Annotated in this window: 12 protein-coding genes and 1 pseudogene; 6 read left to right on the plus strand and 7 right to left on the minus strand. The window is 70.5% G+C overall.

Going from position 1 to position 14,194, the window contains the following annotated elements; all coding sequences use genetic code 11:
• Positions 1-57: 57 nt before the first annotated feature.
• The gene (locus IEZ04_RS29110) at positions 58-846 is read right to left on the minus strand and encodes an NsdA family TPR-like regulatory protein (protein ID WP_487222068.1); all 789 of its coding nucleotides are present in this window, start codon (positions 844-846) and stop codon (positions 58-60) included.
• Positions 847-1,439: 593 nt separating this feature from the next.
• Positions 1,440-2,036 carry a TetR family transcriptional regulator gene (locus IEZ04_RS29115; RefSeq protein ID WP_189219982.1) on the minus strand — a complete coding sequence of 199 codons (597 nt, stop codon included), beginning with the start codon at positions 2,034-2,036 and terminating at the stop codon, positions 1,440-1,442.
• Positions 2,037-2,108: 72 nt separating this feature from the next.
• Here IEZ04_RS29115 and IEZ04_RS29120 point away from each other — a divergent pair, with 72 nt between their 5' ends.
• The gene (locus IEZ04_RS29120; RefSeq protein ID WP_189219983.1) at positions 2,109-2,639 is read left to right on the plus strand and encodes a GNAT family N-acetyltransferase; all 531 of its coding nucleotides are present in this window, start codon (positions 2,109-2,111) and stop codon (positions 2,637-2,639) included.
• Between the two features lie 542 nt (positions 2,640-3,181).
• Here the strand turns inward: IEZ04_RS29120 and IEZ04_RS29125 are convergent.
• Together IEZ04_RS29125 and IEZ04_RS29130 are read right to left on the minus strand one after the other, a co-directional pair.
• Positions 3,182-3,958 (minus strand): alpha/beta fold hydrolase, encoded by a 777-nt coding sequence (locus tag IEZ04_RS29125; protein ID WP_189219984.1) that lies wholly within the window; start codon positions 3,956-3,958, stop codon positions 3,182-3,184.
• Between the two features lie 42 nt (positions 3,959-4,000).
• Positions 4,001-4,669: a DUF4097 family beta strand repeat-containing protein gene (locus tag IEZ04_RS29130; protein WP_189219985.1), complete on the minus strand. Its 669-nt coding sequence runs from the start codon at positions 4,667-4,669 to the stop codon at positions 4,001-4,003.
• 225 nt (positions 4,670-4,894) lie between these two features.
• Between IEZ04_RS29130 and IEZ04_RS29135 the strand changes: the two genes are divergently transcribed.
• From IEZ04_RS29135 to IEZ04_RS35855, 3 genes and pseudogenes are all read left to right on the plus strand, one after another.
• Entirely contained in the window at positions 4,895-5,635 is a 741-nt protein-coding gene (locus tag IEZ04_RS29135) for a GbsR/MarR family transcriptional regulator (protein ID WP_189219986.1), read from the plus strand.
• A 137-nt stretch (positions 5,636-5,772) separates the two neighbouring features.
• Positions 5,773-6,210, plus strand: a complete 438-nt coding sequence (locus IEZ04_RS29140; protein ID WP_229821351.1) for a DUF1203 domain-containing protein — start codon at positions 5,773-5,775, stop codon at positions 6,208-6,210.
• Between the two features lie 857 nt (positions 6,211-7,067).
• Positions 7,068-7,674 (plus strand): annotated as a pseudogene (locus IEZ04_RS35855) (IS630 family transposase); the annotation flags it as partial.
• Positions 7,675-7,737: 63 nt separating this feature from the next.
• On the opposite strand, the gene IEZ04_RS29145 reads toward IEZ04_RS35855, so the two are convergent.
• From IEZ04_RS29145 to IEZ04_RS35245, 3 genes are all read right to left on the minus strand, one after another.
• Complete coding sequence (locus tag IEZ04_RS29145; protein WP_189219987.1) at positions 7,738-8,106, minus strand: hypothetical protein; 369 nt, start codon at positions 8,104-8,106, stop codon at positions 7,738-7,740.
• Between the two features lie 194 nt (positions 8,107-8,300).
• On the minus strand, positions 8,301-9,785 hold the full coding sequence (locus tag IEZ04_RS29150) for an alpha/beta hydrolase (RefSeq protein WP_189219988.1): 1,485 nt from the start codon (positions 9,783-9,785) through the stop codon (positions 8,301-8,303).
• A gap of 549 nt (positions 9,786-10,334) precedes the next feature.
• Positions 10,335-10,586, minus strand: a complete 252-nt coding sequence (locus IEZ04_RS35245) for a hypothetical protein (protein WP_229821352.1) — start codon at positions 10,584-10,586, stop codon at positions 10,335-10,337.
• A 676-nt stretch (positions 10,587-11,262) separates the two neighbouring features.
• Here IEZ04_RS35245 and IEZ04_RS29160 point away from each other — a divergent pair.
• Entirely contained in the window at positions 11,263-11,883 is a 621-nt protein-coding gene (locus tag IEZ04_RS29160) for a hypothetical protein (protein ID WP_189219989.1), read from the plus strand.
• A 1,521-nt stretch (positions 11,884-13,404) separates the two neighbouring features.
• Positions 13,405-14,157 (plus strand): class I SAM-dependent methyltransferase, encoded by a 753-nt coding sequence (locus tag IEZ04_RS29165; RefSeq protein ID WP_189219990.1) that lies wholly within the window; start codon positions 13,405-13,407, stop codon positions 14,155-14,157.
• Positions 14,158-14,194: the final 37 nt, after the last annotated feature.

A 14,194-nucleotide genomic window follows, 5' to 3' on the forward strand; every position in this document is an offset into this window, starting at 1 on the left:
CTCAAGCCGGGCCCACTGGTCGTTTGTCAGATCCCCACGTCCCACAGGACGTGATCATCAACGAACAAGATCCACTTTCGCAACAGACCCTAGGCGGGCCATCTCTGCGGTCACCGAGAACAGGTCGCGGCCGTCGCGCTCGGTGTAGCGCCCGCCGAGCAGCGGGGTGACCCGCTCGTAGAGGTACGCCGTGAGGGAGGGTGACTTCCAGGTCGCCCCGCCGAAGCGGGAGTCCCACAGTCGCGCGGAGTCGGCCGCGGCCCGCAGTTCCCGGATGTGCAGCGGTCCCACGGTGATGCGGCCGGAAGACGGCGCGAGGGGCTCGGTCGGGTTGACCAGCCAGCGGGTCACGGGATCCGAGAAGGCCGAGGCGACGAACGGCGAGCTGGCGAGGAAGGTCCGCCGGTTCAAGGTGCTCCAATACGACGAGGCTTCGGTGATCGCGTCGCGCTGGTCCCGCGGGAAGTCCAGACCGGAGTCCTGGTCCAGATGGCCGGGCCGGTCCATACCGATCTCCTCCGGACTCACCGGCCGGCCCAGTCCCTCGGACAGGACGTCGCACAGGTGCCGGGGAACGGGCCAGCGCGGCCGTACCCCGCGTCGGCACCAGTTGGCGACGGACGTGTGCGTGTATTCGCTGGTGATTCCATGGGACTGGCAGATGTGATTGAGGCGGTGGGCGAGTCTCTTGTGACTCATGCCTGATTCCTCGATCAGACTTTCGAGCCGGACATTCCGTCGCGGTCGGGATTGCTTCCCCGCTGCCGGTTCGGTCACGCGCCACCTCCTCCGGAAGCCGGCCAGTGCTCCAACAGGAGCATAGCGGCGCCGAGTTGGCGTGAGCATGGGCGGCGATTCATGAGCCCCCTCATGAGCCCTGCCGATCCTTCACGCTCATGCGATCCCCTGTTCAGGAACCGGTGGAGAACGACGGGAATACGTTTTTGAAGGGTGGGCCGAAATAATGAGACGGCAGATGAACACGCGTCGTGGGACGCCCGGCGGTACGCGAAGGGCAGGTCCGTGGAATTCCAGGCGGACGGCGCCATGGGCACGGCCTGCGGCCCGGCTGATGGCAAGGCTGCTGTGCGCCTACGCGCCGCTGGCCGGGCAGCTCCCGGCGCCTCTGCCGGCCCCGCTGCTCAACATGTTGGCACTGCTCGCAGCGCTGCTCGTGCTGCTGCCGGGCGAGGATACGGCCTCGCCGTGCTGCGCGGCCCTTCCGGGGCATCCCGGAAGAGCTGGACGAGGCCGCCCGTACGGACGGCGCGGGCGTCCGGCGGGTGCCGTGGTCCGTCGTACTGCCGCTGTCCGAGGCGGCGCTCGCCGTCAGCGGCCCGGCGCGGCATCACTTGGTGGCCGCGTCGGACCGTGCACGGACCAGTGACTGGACGTCGGGTGACGCATTGCCGTCGACCGCCCGGTCAGCCGTACCGCAGTCACGCGTTGCCGCGGTCCTCGCGGCGCAGGAGTGCCAGTTGCCGGTGGACAGCGGCAGTCACCCTGCGCTCGTCGTCGGTGGCCAGGAGATCGAGCAGCGCCCCTCGCAGCACCGCCAGCACCAGGGTGCGGCGGGCGGCGCCGTCTTCGCCGTCCCGTTCCGGCTGCGGCTGGCAGGCGGCCAGGACGTCGAGCCAGTCGTCCACGGTGGTCCCGGCGAACCCGGCCCAGGGGCCGTCGGGCTCGACGAGGGAACGGGCGTACGCCTCGACCCAGAGCCGCAGCAGCGGACGGTGCTCGTCGGCGGCGAGCCACGCCCACACCTGCTCGGCCGCCTGTGCCAGGCCGGCCGGGCGGTCGGCGTGACGGAGGCGCGCCAGCAGCGCCAGCTCATCGGCGCGGGCCCGCTCCAGCAGCGCCCGCACGAGCCCGTCCTTGTTGCCGAACAGGAACATCAGCACCCGTGTACTGGAGCCGATGGCCTCGGCCAGCGGGCGCAACGACAGATCGGCCAGACCGTGGGCGAGCACGTACTCGTAGGCGGCCTCGAGCAACTGGGTCTGCCGCGCGGACGGGTTTGCGGTCTTCGAGGACATGGATCTAGCCTAAGGGAACTGACACGATCGTGTCAGTAACAGCGCGTCACGGACAGTCTCGGGGAGTACGCGATGCCGAAGGAAGCTGCGCAGCGACAGGTTCTGATCCGCCATGCCGACCGCCCCGGTGACCTGGGCTGGGTGATCATGACTCACGGCGAGCTGTACGCCCGGCAGTTCGGCTTCACCGCCGACTTCGAGGCCCTGGTGGCCAAGATCGTCGGAGACTACGCGGCCAAGCACTCGCCTGCCGCGGAGGCGGGCTGGATCGCCGAGATCGACGGCGAACGCGTGGGCTGTGTGTTCCTGGTCGCCGGTGACCAACCGGGGGTGGCCAAGCTGCGCGTCCTGCTCGTCACCCCGGCCGCCCGGGGCCTCGGCCTGGGCACCCGCCTCGTCGAGCAGTCCCTCGCCTTCGCCCGTGCGGCCGGATACCGGCGCGTGACCCTGTGGACCACCGACAACCTGGTGTCCGCCCGCCGTATCTACGAACACTTCGGGTTCGCCCTCGCCGACGAGGCGCCTCACCGCGGGTTCGGCCACGACCTCGTCGGCCAGAACTGGATTCTCGACCTCCACGGCAGCCCTGCGCGACAAGGGTGACCGCGTCTGCGCGCGACACCGGACCCGTTCGTATGGGCCGGCACCGGCAGGTCCGTGCCGGGTCGCGCTCGTGCCATCGCCTCCGAACGACGCGAGGACCACAGCAGTGACGGGTCCGCTCCCCAGAAGCGGTGGTGGCCGGGCCGGGTCCGCAGCGGTCGCCGGGGGCTCGACGTGGTCCGGGTCGGTACGGTGTGGAGATCCCGCGCGCTGGAAGCCCTGATCGACGTCGCCCGCGCCCTGCCACCGCCTCTCCGCTTCGCCCCCGCGGGCCCGCCCAGTACATCGGGGCGCCGGCGGGCGGGCCGGTGTATGCGAAAGGCCAGACGCGCGTCCGGCCGTGGCCTCACGCTGCCGGGCAAGTACAGGCGCCGAGTACGGGCGGATGAGACATCGAATGGTCCGAGCGGGTATCCGATTCACGGTTCGCTCTCCTGCGCGGCGAGGAGCAGGCCACGCTGCAGCCGACCGGTGAGCTCGACGCCTGATGCCCGATGCCGGGGCATCAGCCCACCGCCCACGCCCCGCTTGCGCCTCGCGGGTCAGTGGTGGCGGGTCTGGTTCGCGACGGCGTCGACGGCGGCAGCGATGACGTCGGGGTGCCGGGCGACGATCCGGCTGTGGTTGGAGGGCACGGTCGCGAAGACGGTGACGTGGGGGTTGCTCGCGACGACGGGATCGAGTCCGGCACGCATCGTGCGCACCTCCTCGTCGGTGGCACCCATGTGCTTCCCGCTGGCCCTGATGAACTTCACCGGGCACCTGATCTGCGCGTAGTCGGCGGCGAACCCGGCGAGCACCTCGTTGAACTCGATGTTCGCCTCGGCCGCCTGTGCCGCCGACATGCGGGCACCGAGGCCGAGCGCGGCCAGGATCCTGATGGGGACCGCGTTCCGACGGAACAGCTTGCGGACCCGTTCCCGAAAGGCGTCGTCGATGGGTGCCATGGGGTAAGCACCGTCGACGCAGACCACTCCCCCGACCCGCTCCGGATGCCGGGCGGCATACCGGACGGCGAGCGCCGCGCCGTGCGACCAGCCGGCGAGGACCGGCCGCGCGAGGCCGGTGGCATCGAGGACGGCGGTGATGTCGTCCAGACAGCCGGCGAAGGAGTAGTCGCTGGAGACACCCGACCTGCCGCGCGCGCGTCCGTCGAAGGTGACCACGCGATACCGGTCAGTCAGGAGGGGCAGTACCGCCTTCCAGTAGCGCTGGGTGGCGTACATGCCGTTGAGCAGTAACACCGGGTGGCCATGGCCACCGGTGTCGTTGGCGTCCAGCTCGGTGTCGGCGACGCTGATTCTGAGGTGGCGGGACATTGGTGTCCTCCGGGATGGTCGAGGGGCGGTGGGAGCGCTGCTTCAGAGGCTGCGGGCGGTGATGTCGCCGTGGGCGGTGGTCGCGTGGATCTCCAGGCCGGTGGCGCCATTGTCGTTTCTGAGCGCGTTGTGGATCCGTCCGTGGGCGGTGCCCGCGTCCAGGGAGGCGGAGACGCCGCGGGCGGCGCCGACCGAGATGCCGCCGGTCTCGGTGCGCAGCGTGACCGTGCCGCGGACGGCCTCGGCGATGCGGATGTCGCCCTTCGCGGTGCGGATCTGCGCGGCGCCGGCCAGGCGGCCGACCGAGACGTCGCCCGCCTGGAGGACGAGGCGGGCGTTGACGGCCTCGTCGAGCTTGACCGAGCCGTGCGCGCTCTCGAAGGTGACTTCACCGAGGCGTCCCACGCCCCTCAGCTCGGCGTCGCCTGTCTTGGCCTCGACGCGGGAGCCGACGGGCAGCTGGACGGTGACCTCGACGGCTCCGCAGGGGCCGAGCAGCCGGCTTCTCGAGGGATCGGCCGCGATCCGCAGCACGCCGTCACCGTACTCGACCGTGATTCGCTCCGCCGCCTGCGCGTCGCGGCCCCTCGTGGCGTCCGCGGGCAGTACCTCGACCGTGGTGTCGACCCGGTCGGCGGCGATGAACCGGATGCGTCCCGCGGGGATGTCGAGGACGGCCGAGACCGGCTCGGGTGTGTCGAACCTCTGCATCGTGCTCTCCTTCGGCGCTTTGTTTCCGACACCGGCAACGCTACGTTGCGTTCACTAATCCAGCAATGGTTACGTTGCGCGCTGCCGACATAAGGGCTGGTCAAAGGTGAGAAATCGTTGCAACATCGATGAAAGGAAAGCAATAGCAACCAGAGGTTCATTGCAATGGGTTACAGGTGGACGCTACAGTGGCGACACCCGAGGAGCAGCACGAAGGAGACCGCGATGCCGGGAGGCAGGCTCACCCAGACCGAACGGCAGCACATCGCATCGGGGCTCGCCGACGGCCTCGCCTACGCGGAGATCGCCAGACGCCTGGGCCGCCCGACCTCGACGGTCACGCGCGAGGTGCTGCGCAACGGCGGCCCCCTCTCCTACCGCGCCGACCTGGCCCACCGCGCCACCGAACGCCGCGCCCACCGGCGCAGGCCGGCCTCGCCCCGGGCGGCGCAGCCGGTCCCGCAGCCGCACGGACGTGACGCCGAGGCCGTGCGCGCGTACGAGGAGACGCTCACCACCGTCTTCATGGCCTCCGGCCTGCCCAGGATGACGGCCCGGGTGACGGCCTGCCTCTACACCACCGACTCCGGCAGCCTCACCGCAGCCGAACTCGCCGCACGCCTCGAGGTCAGCCCGGCCACCGTCTCCAAGGCGATCGGCTTCCTGGAGGAGCAGGGCCTCGTCCGCCGGGAGCGCAACGAACGCCGCCGCGAGCGCTACATCGTCGACGACGACGTCTGGTACCAGTCCATGATGGCCAGTGCCCGTGCACTCACCCAGGTCGTCACCACCGCACGACAGGGCGTCACCATCCTCGGATCCGGCACCCCGGCCGCCGCCCGCCTCGAGAACGCCGCCCGCTTCCTCGACTTCGTCAGCGAGAGCACCACCCGCGCCGCCGAACAGGCCCGCGAGATCCTCCACATGAAACCCGAAGCCGCCTCGGACGGCACGACCCGAGGGTGAAAACCTGCGCGTCCGCCGTACCGCGTCGTACCGGAAGGACAGCAGCCGGCCCCCACACGCGACACCTCACCGCTGTGCGTGCCCTTCCGCCGGGCACTCGGGGCGACAGCCCACCGTCCGGAACCACACCGGGCGACATGGACGAACAGAGCCCGGCCACGGGCGGGTGGAGTCGATGCCTCGGGGCACCGGGCGGAGCGCATCACCACCGAGGGCGCGAGCCCTTCCGATGCTGCCTGCGCGACGCCGGGTCCGGGGACGAGCTGCTTCTCTTCGGTTACCTGCCGCCGCTTCCCGCCCCTCCCTACCGCAAGGTCGGGGCTGTGCTCGCGCACGCCGATCCCTGCACGGGCCCCGCGGGGATCGTCGGGTATCAGCCGGACGGGCGGGGACGGCCGCAGGTGCTGTGGGCCTACGACGATCGCGGCTGGATCCACGACGCGGCCACGGTGCACGACGGCCAGGAACCGGAAACGGTGATCACCGAGCTGCTCGCCGTCCCGGACGTGGTGCAGCTGCAGGTTCGCGCGGCGCGAGAGGAACGCGGCGAACGCGAAGGAGCTGCGGGTGAGTGAGCGGTCGGTGGAGCGCCGGCGGCGGGCCTGGCGCGAGGGCGACACGGCCGCCCTGGCCTCCGCGGGACCGCCGGAACTGCCGAAGCCGACCGGTGACCGGTTCGCCGAGCTGAGCTGGAGAAGGTGCTGGCCCGGAGTCCGGCCGTGCACGGCTGGGAGGAGCCGGTCGACACCGTAGCCCGGCTGCTCGAACCGGCTCTGACAGACAGTGGCTGGTTCGAACGGTGGGATTGCATTCTGTGAGGAATGTGAGACCCCGGTCCGGGGAACCCGAAGCGGTCGAGGTGTACTTCAGCGACGCCCGCAATGCCCATGAGTCACCCGCCCGCTACCCCTATGAGCTGCTGGTTACCCGGCACGCGCCCGCCGAGGAGCAGACGCGGCGGTATGCCGCGTCGATTCCGGCAGACGATTCCCCGCAGGACTGCCGAAGCGCGGAATTCACGATCAGCATCGCTCAACCGCGGGCCGGGCATTCTCACCCAGGTGTCGCGCCGTTGGGCTGCTGCCCGGTGCGCTCGAACCTGCCTCCGGCAACCTTCGAGAAGCTCAGCAGGCCGACGGAACGCGTGAACTTCCATGCGTGGTGTCGACCAGGAGCGGGGTACCTTCCGGTGAGCCGGGAGGAGAAGTGCCGGTACGGCGTCTGTACAGCCGACGGGTGGGCAATGCCCCGCTCCCGGCCGGCGTGGACGCGAGGACGCTATGCGCGGCGGTCAGGGGCGCGCCGCGTGGTGAAGAGCGCCGGGAACGGCTCTCGGGCCCGGGGGCACGGACGCCGTTCCAGTGGGTCATCGATTCGTGGACGACGAATCGTGCCGATCGGCAGCAACTGCATCTTGAAGACGCCTTCTTACGTGCTGGACCACTTCCCCGACTGGGTCTTCGCCTTCGACGAGTTCGGCCCACTCGGTATCCGACCTACCGCCGGCTCCGGCGGGATCTCCCGCCGAACGCCCTGACCGGGTGCCCGCCATCTTGCACCGCACCCGCGGGGTGCGCGCAGTTTCCGAGGCTGCTGCCCGGTCGGGCACGACCGCCTGTGGGGCGTCAACCACCGCAGGAAGGGCGCCGCAAACACGCTGGCCGCGCTGAAGTCGCCCCGCGCCGCCCGATCCGACGGCGCACCCGTTGACGTCATCCTCGGCAGCCTGGTCGGCCACGAGAACAGCGACATCCGCTGCTGCTGGGCGAAGAAGAACAAGGTCGAACTGCGCTTCACGCCGACCTACGCCTCCTGGGCGAACGCGATCGCTGCGCACTCCGGACCGCTGAGGCAGTCCACCATCGCCAATTCCCACCACCCCAACCACACCGAGCAGACCGGACGCTGCACGCCCACCTGCGCTGGCGCAACGCCAACGCCCGCCACCGCGACGTCCTGGCCGCCGAACGCAAAGAAGGGGCCGCATCCGCAGCGAGAAGGGCGTCCGCTGGGGCGGACGCCCTCTCAGAACCGCAGCCTGGACAACCCGGCGAATCCACGCGATCACAGCACTGGACACTCCAGACCAGCGCCCTGCTCGTTCAGCTCTGCCGGACAGCGCGTTCGATTCGATACTGCTCCGCCAGCTCCTCGAACTGTCCGGCAGCAGCCGCGCTCACCGTGACCGGCCGGGTCTCGCCCACAACACCGCGCACCTGGTCGGCCACCTGCGCGGCCCGCCTGGCTGTTGCGTAGACGCCCAGGACAAGGACCGTGGCCTCGCTGCCGTCGTCAGCCCGCTCGTCGTCACCCGCGGTGAAGCAACTCCACGGCACGTCACATGGCGGCGCGTGGTCGGGGTCCGGACACAGCAGACGCGTGACCGGCTCCTTGAGCACCAACGCCTCCTGCGCGCTCAGGCATCCATGGATTCGGATCTCGTACGTCCCAGGCTCATCCACAGCCGTCACGTCTCCCTCAAGCTGCCGGCACCGCTCCGCGACTCCGACGGTAATGAGCACGGAGCAGCGCCGCATCAGGTCTGTCCCCTAGGTGATGACGATTCGAGGCTCGGCAGTGAGCCGGCAGCAGCCCCGGTGATCGTTTCCGGTCACAGCACCCGGGTCAGTGTTCCTAGCCAGACGGATTCGGATCGGCGAGCGTGTCACGACGGCACGGCGGGGCAGTTGGTGCCCCGTGGTGGGACTGCCAGGTCGGCCAGGTAGCTGTCCACGGCGTCCTCCATGCACGGACCGCGGGTGACGCTGCCGTGCCCCTGGCCCTCGTAGGTGAGGAGCACGCCGCTGCGGCCGAGCTGCCGGGCCACCGAGACCGCCCACGGGTAGCCGGTGGCGGGGTCGTGCAGCGCGTTGGACACCAGGATCGGAGAGGCACCGTGTACGTGCAGGCGGTGTTGCGGGTTGGCGGTCGGCGCGCCCTGACACGCCGCCACCATGTGGAGCGGCAGCAGGTACGGCAGGTCGGGCGCGGTCCTGTTCATCATGGCGACGAGCGAGGCGTACTCCCGGTAGTCGCGCACTGGCAGGTGCCAGTCCGAGCAGAAGACCGGGGTCGCCGGGTGCAGCGGCGCTGTCGAGGTGGGCGACGCGGGCAATGGCCTGCTCACCTCCATCCTCGCGATCGCCGTGGCCAGGCCCGCGTAGTCGGCCTCGTAGAACCTCCGGAACGCGATCTTGTTGACCAGGTCCGAAGACGACAGCGAGGTGCCCGGTTTCGCCGGGTCCTCCAGCTCGCCGCGCCCGGCCCGGGCCAGCAGGCCCTGCCAGACGGCGCGGACGTCGCGGCCTTGCAGCGCGCAGTCCGCGGCACCGTCGCACCACTTCACGAACTCCTGGAACGAATCCTGTGCCGTGGCCGCCTCGGCCTGCAGGAAGGCACGGGCGGTCGGGACGCTGTGGTCCATGACGCTCTCCAGCACCATCGCACGCACGCGGCGCGGGTAGGTCTCGGCGTACTGCGCACCGAGCAGCGTGCCGTACGAGCTGCCGTGGAAGGTCAGTTCCCGCTCGCCGAGGGCGGCTCGGAGGGCGTCCAGGTCCCGGACCGTCTGGGCGGTGTCGAGGTGGTCGAACACCGGGCCGGTACGGGCCCGGCAGTCCGCACGGAGCCGCCTGTTGTACACCACGGTGGCGTCGAAGTCCGCCTGGCTCCTCAACTCCGGTGACGGCCGCTCGGCCAGCAGGTCGCCGGAGCAGGTCACCGGGTTGCTGCCGCCCACGCCGCGCGGGTCGAAGCCGACGATGTCGAACCTGCTGCGGACTTCGGGGCTGAACCGGCCGACACGGCCCACCACCATCTCCACCCCCGAGTCGCCCGGCCCGCCGGGGCCGAACACCAGCGAGCCGACGCGTGCGCCGGGGTCGGTCGCCTGGCGGCGGGCCACGGCCAGGTCGAGTCTCGGCCCGCCCGGGCGGGCCCAGTCGACCGGCACCGAAAGAGTGGCGCACTCGGCTCCCGGCTGTGCCGGGTCGTCACACGGTGCCCACCGCAGGGCCTCGCCGGCAGACGGCGACGCGTGGACGGCGGGAGCGGCGGCGAGGCCGGTGATGACGGCCATGGCGGCGCCCACGGCCATGGCCGTGCCCCGCGCGGGGATGCGCCGCAGTGCGGATCTGCCCCTGAACGGCATGGACCCTCCTCGTGAAGACAGCGGATGCGGAAGACATGCGGACCCGGCCGGGGCACCGTCGCCACGGTAGATGCACTGCCTCCCCGGTGGTGCCCCTGTCAGGGTTTTCTCCGGGTCGGGTCGGGGACCCCTCAGGGGCGATCAGGACGCAGGCCGGGGAACGGTCAGTGTTCAGGTCAGGGGAGCCCTCCCTCGCAGTCTCGGTCGGCCCGTCAGTCGCGAGGCCGAACCCCACCTGTCGTGCGGGATGTTCATCGGTTAGTTCAGTCAACACGGCGCGCCCGACTCGCCGTGTACGCGGGCGGGCGGGTGCTGCTGCGCCCGAGAAACGGCACCGCCATGACACCGGCGTTCCCTGAGATCCGGGCGGCGGCCCTCGCCCAGCTGCCGGCGGACACCGGGCCCGGCGGCGTCATGTGACCTGTCTCCGGGTCTCACCGAGTCGCCGTCTCACGCGTACCCTTCACTGCCTCCCAGCTCACGATGAGCCGGCCGGGGCCTATTCGCGATGTCCCGTGGCTTTGCGGCCCACGGCTCTTCGCGGGGCGCTCACGCCTTCGAGGAAGCGGGGGGACGTGGGGGCGGGTTCGTCACGCTGTCCCCGACCCTCTCCTGGATCGGGCGAACTGCCAGGTCGCGCCGTGTCGGCAGGCGCCCGGCCTCGGCCGCCGCCGGCGCGCCCGGCATTTCCTCGCGGGTGAGGTCCGTGCCGTGGCAGGGGGCACCGGGCTGCCGGCGCCATGAGTCCGCCAGCGTCCCGGCGTCGAGCGCGGCGAAGCCGGTGTCCTCGACGAGCCCCATGCCCACCCGGCGGTCCCGGTCCGGTGTCGGCGGTGACGATGCTGGCGATGCGGTCCGCACTGCCAGCGGGCTTGTCGTTGGTGGCGAGCGAGTGCGGTCCGATCGCGTTCCATGCCTTGGCGGCCGGGCGGCCCAGTTGTCCGATGCCCCCGCCCGCGGGCGCGCATCCGTGGTCGGGGGGTGGACGTTCTTCGCCGGCCGGGGCATCCAGCGCACCCTCGACGTGGTTCTGGTGGCACCCGACGTCGTGCTGGAGGTCGCCGTCGATGTCGTCCGTGACCAGGCCGGACGGTGGAGGAACCCTGTCCGCCCGCACCGCATTCGAGCCGAGATGCATCCGATGCAAGTGCCGAAGGCCGGAGAACCGGAGTGTTGAGTCCGTCGGGCGTGATGTCGTCGGGGACTGACGCACGACTGCAGCCGATCATTCCCGCGCGTGCGCGGTCACTGGCCGGCTCAGCACATCCCAGTGGCCGTTGCGCCCGTGGTTTCGTCGGAAATTCCTGGTCATGAGCGACCCGACACGGCTACCGTCAACGTCTCCACTCTCACGGGTCCTTGGGGGACATCCATGGACGTCCGCGCGCTGCGGTCTATGCCGGCACTCGGCACGGTGACTGCCGGGGTCCTGATGGCCTCCGGGTGCTCCGCGGGGCCGGCTGCAGGAACAGATACGGTGGAGCCGCCGGCGACCGCATCGGCCAAGACCGCCGTAGCGCCTCTGACGCGGGCGCAGCTGCGGGCGCTCACCTTCAAGGAGGGCGAGGTCGCGGGGGCGCACGAGGGCGGGATCGCGGTGCGGGACCCTGAGCCGAGAGAGGAACAGCGCTCCTTTCCGCCGGTGTCCGACCCCACGTGCCAGACTGTGCTCGACATCCGCGACGGGGAGCGCGCGTCGACCGTCGTCTTCCAGGTCTTCAACTGGAAGGGTGACGCCTGGGGTGGCGGCTCGACGCTTGCCGCTTACGAAGACGGAAAGGCCCGGCAGGCCTTCGCTCAGCTCAAACAGGCACTCGGCTCCTGCCGCTCGTACGAAGGCACAGGCTGGGTGGGGAAGTTCAAGTCCACGCTGACGATGGAGCAGGCCCCGGACGTCGGGGACGAAGCCGTGCGATTCAGGGAGACCATCCCTATGGGCCCTGAGCAACCCGGGGAGCGCAACGAACAGTTCACCGTGGTGCGGGCCGGGAACACGATCGTGACGTTCCAGAAGCTGAACGTCGGTGGCAGCGCGTCCTTCCCCGCCGATCTGGTCGGCCGGCAGGTCGAGCGGCTGCAGAACGCACAGCGCCCCTGAGGCCGGCTCACGCGTCAGGACCCGGCCAGAGCTCGGGGAGCCAGGCGGTCAGCGTTTTGGCCTCTGGCTGAGCGTAGCCGCCCCTTCGGGAGAACGAGACACCGGGCTGTTCCGGGACCGTCCGAGGTGAGCCGACACCGGCCGACAAGGGCAGAAGCACACGGCGCCCGGCCCGGTCGGAGTCGTGGGCTTCCTCCGTGTCACTGGCCAGCGGGTTCCTTCGATCAGTAGGCCGGCAACTGATCGCCCCCTTCAGACCGACACCTTGCACACCGTGTGGTCCGGACATACCGCAGCCTTCATCCGTCGTCAGCTCCCGACGACATCACGCCGACGGAATCAGTGGATGGAGGTGGCTCGTCCTGCGGGGCATGCGGCTGCGCTCGAGTTGATCGTATGAGTGTGCCGCCATTACCGAAGACAAGTGTGCCGAGCCTGTCATCGACGCGCCCGACGCGGCCGGCCGGACTTGCTGCGGACAGGTGGACAGCGTCAATCTCCACAGCGATCACAAGGCTCAGTACGGGTCGAAGGCGTTCGCCGACGCCAGCCACCGCGCCGGGATCCTGCGGTCCGGGAGGCGCTCGCGTCTCCGCGGACAACGCCGCCGCGGAGACATTCTTCGCCTCGCTCGGGCGGGATGCCCGGCCCAACCGGCGCGGCCGGCCGACGCACGAGGCTGGCTCGTGATCTTTCGCTGGCTCAGCTTCTACAGCCACCAGCGCAGGCACTCCGCAATCGGAGCGGTTCGGGCCACGGCATGAGCAGGCCGGAACACGGCCGACGCGTGATCGCTGCCTGTCCGGGACCCGCTTCGGCGGCGCGGTCGTTCGTCCGATCGATCCCGTCGGTCGTCGCGGAGCGCCCCACGCCAAGGCCGATCCGTGCCTGAAGGCCGGACCACGCGCCTGTGAAGGGATGACCGGCAGCCGAGCCTGCCCACACCACGACGACACCCTTGGGGCACGACAGACAACTGCGTGATCCCGGCCTCGGTGCAACGGATTCGAGTGGAACCGGGCACGGCCTCGCCACAACGTCATCGGCCCCGTGCCTCGGCTAACGCCGTCCGGAGACGTCCGGGAACCAGGACGAGAGCTCCATCAGGGATGACAGACCCAACCGAGAGACCGAAGCGGCAGAGCGACCGAGTTATTGAATACGACTTTCATTAAAGGTAGTCTCGGCCGGGCTTCGGCCGCTCACACGTCGGACTCACGCTCCCCACAGGAGTGGGACCGGACGACCCGCCCCGCAAGCGGCGAGTACTGCCGGACCAGCCCGGCTGCGTGAATCCCGAGGAGGGCCGGACGCCCCGGCCACCACAGGTGCACGGCCGCGCGGTCCGCACGAGCAGCGGCCGGCATCGGGCGATGTCGGCGATGTGGACGCGGCCGCCCGATGCGACGGATCGGCTGCACCCGCGACGCCGGTCGTGCCCTCGGCCACGGCGGGCCGAAGCGCCGAGTACGCGCGCCCGCCCATCGGCGGGCGTCCTGACACCCGATCCATGGAGTGATGATGAGCGACCCCTACGAGCGGTCCGCGGAGTATCTCGACATCATGATCGCCGACGCCTGGCAGCCGCTGGCTCCGGCACTGGCGGACGTATTGACCGGCGCAGAGGCGAAGACCGGAGCGGTGGTGGATCTCGGGGCCGGATCCGGCCGAGGCGTGCGCGTCATCCACGACGCACTCCCCCGGACGCCGATCCTGGCCGTCGAGCCCTCCGTCGCCATGCGCGCCGTCTTGCTGGCGCGCGTTCACGACGATCCCGAACTGCGCCGACGGGTCACGGTGATCGCCGGTGACTGCGCGGATTTCGATTGGCCCGACGGTGTGCGCGCCGTGGTGGCGCTGAACATGCTGGGGCACCTGCCTCCGGCACAGAGGCGCGCATTGTGGGCCCACGCCGCCCGGCATCTCGCCCCCGGCGGAGTGCTGGTGGTGAACATCGCTCCGCCGTTCGAGCCGACGGCCGTGGAGCGGGTGCGGATGGCCCATGTCGCCGTCGGCCAGCTGGAGTATGAGGGGTGGGCGAGCGCACGGCCCTCGGGTGCGGATGAGATCACCTGGCACATGGAGTACCGGACCCTGCGCCGGGGCCGTCCGCTGACGCAGGCGTCGGTGGAGTACCGCTGGTGGGTGGCTCCGGAGGAGACGCTGGCGGCCGAGGCGGCCGGGGCCGGCCTGTCCTTCCGGCCGACGGGCGCCCCGGACGTCGGACTGCGGGTCCTGACGCGGATCGGCGGCAACGACCTGTCCACTAGTTGATTCGAAAATCATTTTCATTTAGGTTCGTCGGTGTCCA

The sequence above is a fragment of the Streptomyces ruber genome, from assembly GCF_014648075.1.
Classification (GTDB): Bacteria; Actinomycetota; Actinomycetes; order Streptomycetales; family Streptomycetaceae; genus Streptomyces; species Streptomyces ruber.